A 3,979-nucleotide genomic window follows, 5' to 3' on the forward strand; every position below is an offset into this window, starting at 1 on the left:
GGGCGTCGTTGGTGATGGCCGGGGCTGACCGGTTGCCGCCGCACGGGTCGTTGACCGAGGTGGCGTCCGCGTTCGGGGTCACGCATGTGACGGTGCCGCCGTCGGTGCTGGCGACGGTGGAGGAACTACCGGCCCAGGTGGGCACGGTGGTGGTAGCTGGCGAGGCCTGCGCGCCGGCGCTGGTCGAGCGATGGTCCTCGGGCTGGCGGCTGATCAATGCGTACGGGCCGACGGAAGTGACGGTCTGCGCGACGATGAGCCAGCCGTTGTCACCTGTGGCGGAAGGCCCGGTGCCGATCGGGCAGCCGATCGGCAACACCCAGGCGTATGTGCTGGATGAGTTCTTGCAGCCGGCGGCCGTGGGTGTGACCGGTGAGCTGTACGTGTCCGGTCCAGGCTTGGCGCGCGGCTACCTCGGCAAGCCGACCCTGACCGCGGAACGCTTTGTCGCTTCACCCTTCGCCAACGGGGGCCCGGCGGCCCGGATGTATCGGACCGGTGACCTCGTGCGCTGGACCCCCGATGGAGATCTGGTGTTCGCCGGCCGGGTCGATGAGCAGGTGAAGATCCGCGGGTTCCGTATCGAGCCCGGCGAGATCGAATCCCTCCTCGCCGCCCACGAGTCCGTCGCCCACGCGGCTGTCATCGTCCGCGAGGACCGCCCCGGCGACAAACGCCTCATCGCCTACGTCGTTCCGACCGCCGCTGGCGAGATTGATCCCGTAGCGCTGCGTGAGTTTGCCGGTGGGCAGCTCCCGGAGTACATGGTCCCGGCGGCCGTCGTAGTGCTGGAGCGTTTCCCGGTCACGGTGAACGGCAAGCTCGACCGGGCCGCCCTCCCCGCCCCCGACTTCGCCGGTGCCGCCGGCGGGCGCGGCCCGGCGACCCCGGTGGAGGAAGTGCTCTGCGGCCTGTTCGCCGAGGTCCTGGGCCTGGAGCAGGTCGGCGCCGAGGCGTCGTTCTTCGACCTCGGCGGCGACTCGCTGCTCGCCATGCGGCTGGTTGCCCGCATCCGCGCGGTACTGGAGACCCAGCTCGCCATCGGCGACCTCTTCGCCGCGCCGACGGTCGCCGAGGCGGCCCGGCTGATCGACGCCGGCCACGGCACCGAGCGGGCGGCACTGACCCGCCGCCCGCGGCCTGACGTGCTGCCGCTGTCGTACGCGCAGCAGCGGATGTGGTTCCTCAACCGCCTCGAGGAGAACGACCGCGAGGCCGGCGCGGCCTACAACATGCCCATGGCGCTGCGGCTGTCGGGCGAGCTGGACGTGCCGGCTCTCGAAGCGGCACTCGGCGACGTCGCCGACCGGCACGAGAGCCTGCGGACCGTGTTCCCGGCCGGCGACGGCGTTCCGTATCAGCAGATCCTCGAAGGCGGTGCGGGTCGGCCGCCGCTGGTGGTCACGGAGGTCGCCGAGGAGTGCGTGGAGGAGGCCGTCGCCGCGGAGGCGGAGCGAGGCTTTGATCTGGGGGTGGACCTGCCGTGGCGGGTGCGGCTGCTGGTGACCGGCCCGTCCGAGTACGTCCTGATCATGGTGGCGCATCACGTCGCGGTGGACGGGTGGTCCATGGGCGTGCTGGCGCGGGACGTGGGGGCCGCGTACGCCGCCCGTCGTGAGGGGCGGGCACCCGCATGGGAGCCGTTGCCGGTGCAGTACGCCGACTATGCGCTGTGGCAGCGCGAGGTGCTGGGCGAACTCGATGACCCGGACAGCATGATCAGCGGGCAGCTGGCGTACTGGCGCGAGGCTTTGGCCGGGGCGCCGGAGGAGCTGGCGTTGCCGGCGGACCGGTCGCGGCCGGCCGTGCCCTCGTTCCAGGGCCGTGCTGTGGAGCTCGAGGTGGGTGCGGAGACCCATGCGCGGTTGGTGGCGTTGGCCGGGCGTGGGCGGGCGACGATGTTCATGGTCGTGCATGCCGCGGTGGCGGTGCTGTTGTCGAGGATGGGTGCGGGGAACGACATCCCGATCGGGACGGCCGTGGCCGGCCGCGATGATGCGGCGCTGGATGATCTCGCGGGATTCTTCGTCAATACGCTGGTGCTGCGTACCGACCTGAGTTCGGATCCGTCGTTCACGGAGCTGCTGGGTCGGGTGCGGGAGACGGATCTGGCGGCGTATGCCCATCAGGATGTGCCGTTCGAGCGGCTGGTGGAGGACCTCAATCCGTCGCGGTCGCTGTCCCGTAATCCGCTGTTCCAGGTGATGCTCGCGCTGCAGAACGGCGGCGAGGAGCGGTGGAAGCTGCCGGGCCTGAACGTTGCCCCCGTGGCATCCGGGGCGGAGGCGGCGGCCCGGTTCGATCTGGCGTTGGACCTGGCCGAGCAGCGGGACGAGGGCGGGGCCCCGGCGGGGCTGTCCGGCGGGATTCTGTATGCCACGGATCTGTTCGACGAGGCTACGGCGCGGGCGCTTGCCGATCGGCTGGTGCGGGTGCTGGAGCAGGTTGCGGCGCGCCCGGATGCGCGGGTCAGTGAGATCGAGGTGCTGGAGGCGGCCGAACGGTCGCTGGTGGTGGAGGGATGGAACGACACGGCGCGGCCCGTTTCCGAGGGGTCGGTCGTGGAGCTCTTCGAGGGCCAGGTCGCGCGGTCGCCGGGTGCTGTCGCCGTTCGGTGTGGGGCTGAGGAGCTCACCTACGCCGAGCTGGAGGTGCGGGCGAATCGGCTGGCGCGGTATCTGCGGGGGCTCGGAGTGGGCCGGGAGGTGCGGGTCGGGCTGCGGTTGCCGCGTGGGGTCGACTTTGTGGTGGCGATGCTGGCGGTGTGGAAGGCCGGGGGTGCGTATGTGCCGCTGGATCCGGAGTATCCCGCCGATCGGCTGGAGTTCATGGTGGCCGACAGCGGCGCCGAACTGGTGGTGGACAGCGGGCTGTTGACCGGGGCTGGGGAGGCGATTGCGGCTGCGTCGAGTGAGCCGTTGAGGGAGGCGATCGAGCCGTCGCAGTTGGCGTATGTGATCTATACGTCGGGGTCGACGGGCCGTCCGAAGGGTGTGGCGGTCGCGCACGGCGGGGTGGCGAATCTCGCCAAGGTGATGCGGCCGGTGCTGGGGGTGGAAGCGGGCGAGGTGGCGTTGCAGTTCGCGTCCTTCAGCTTCGACGCCGCGGTGCTGGATGTGGCGGTCACACTGACTTCAGGCGGCACCCTGGCGATTGCTGCAAGTTCTGAGCGTACGGAGCCGGAGCTGCTGGCTCAGATGATCCGTAACGCCGGTGTCAGCGTGGCCAGCGTGGTGCCGTCGCTACTCGGGGTGCTGGACCCCACATCGGTGCCCGGCGTGCGCAACTGGGTATTGGGTGCAGAGCGGTTGAGCCCGGATCTGGCCAGCCGCTGGGTTGGCCAGGCACAGGTATGGAACACGTACGGGCCGACCGAGGCCACGGTCATCACCACTGCGGTCCCGGTGGATGCAGGGACTACACCGGAAAGTGCGTCGCCGGCGATCGGTCGTCCGCTCGGCAATGCCCAGGTGTTTGTGCTGGATGAGTTCCTGCAGCCGGTCCCGCCCGGCGTGACGGGCGAGCTGTATGTCGCCGGGGCCGGTCTGGCCCGCGGCTATGTCGGCCGCCCGGACCTGACCGCCGAACGATTCGTCGCCTGCCCCTTCGGTGCCGGTGGGCGGATGTACCGGTCCGGAGACCTGGCCCGCTGGACCACCGACGGCACCCTGCAGTTTGCCGGTCGGGCGGATGAGCAGGTCAAGATCCGCGGCTTCCGGGTGGAACCGGGCGAGATCGAATCCGTCATCGCCGCCCACACCTCGATCAGTCAAGCGGCGGTCGTCGTACGGGAGGACCGACCGGGCGAGCGGCGTCTGGTCGCCTACGTCGTCCCGGCCACCGACACCGACAGCGACGGCGACATCGACACGACGCAGCTGCGCGAGCACACCGCCTCCCGCCTGCCGGAGTACATGATCCCGACCGTCGTCCCCCTGGAGGCCCTGCCGCTCACCCCCAACGGCAAGCTCGACCGCGC

The 3,979-nt window shown here is 70.7% G+C and carries 1 protein-coding gene; it reads left to right on the plus strand.

Going from position 1 to position 3,979, the window contains the following annotated elements; all coding sequences use genetic code 11:
• Positions 1-3,979 (plus strand): non-ribosomal peptide synthetase (locus tag G5C51_RS40395; protein ID WP_165245679.1); only part of this gene is annotated, 3,979 nt, incomplete at both ends.

This window comes from Streptomyces coryli, assembly GCF_011044975.1.
In the GTDB taxonomy this organism is placed as follows: domain Bacteria; phylum Actinomycetota; class Actinomycetes; order Streptomycetales; family Streptomycetaceae; genus Streptomyces; species Streptomyces coryli.